The 402-nt window shown below is 33.8% G+C and carries 1 pseudogene; it reads right to left on the bottom strand.

Going from position 1 to position 402, the window contains the following annotated elements:
* Positions 1–250, bottom strand: a pseudogene (locus tag KDL01_RS42500) (FKLRK protein); the annotation flags it as partial.
* Positions 251–402: the final 152 nt, after the last annotated feature.

Below are 402 nucleotides of genomic sequence, written 5' to 3'. Positions count from 1 at the left end.
CTTTTGCATCTGTTTTCTTTCTCCCCATCGCTTTAGTATGTTGAACAACTACGTTTGTTCGTGTTTCATTCATAAGTTGATTCTTAGATTCAGCTTGTTCTTTCTCAACCTTTTGAATACTTGTTGATTGGGAGTCTTCAGCAACATTTTCAGAAGCTTCCGCCTGTCCTTGCATAGTAATATACATCGAAGCGATGGCAACAGAAACCAAAACGACTTTGTTTTTACGTAATTTGAATTTCTCTCTCATTCACAAACTCCTAAATGTTATTATTTATATTCAACATCGATACGATCGATTTGAGTTGCATCAATTACATTCCCCATACGATGTTCTTGTAACTTGTTATCTAAAACGAATGAATAATAATTATCTTCAATATTTTTGTCCTTCATATGGAC

Source organism: Actinospica durhamensis (assembly GCF_018139695.1).
Classification (GTDB): Bacteria; Actinomycetota; Actinomycetes; order Streptomycetales; family Catenulisporaceae; genus Actinospica; species Actinospica durhamensis.
This window is presented reverse-complemented; position numbering and strand designations above follow the sequence as displayed.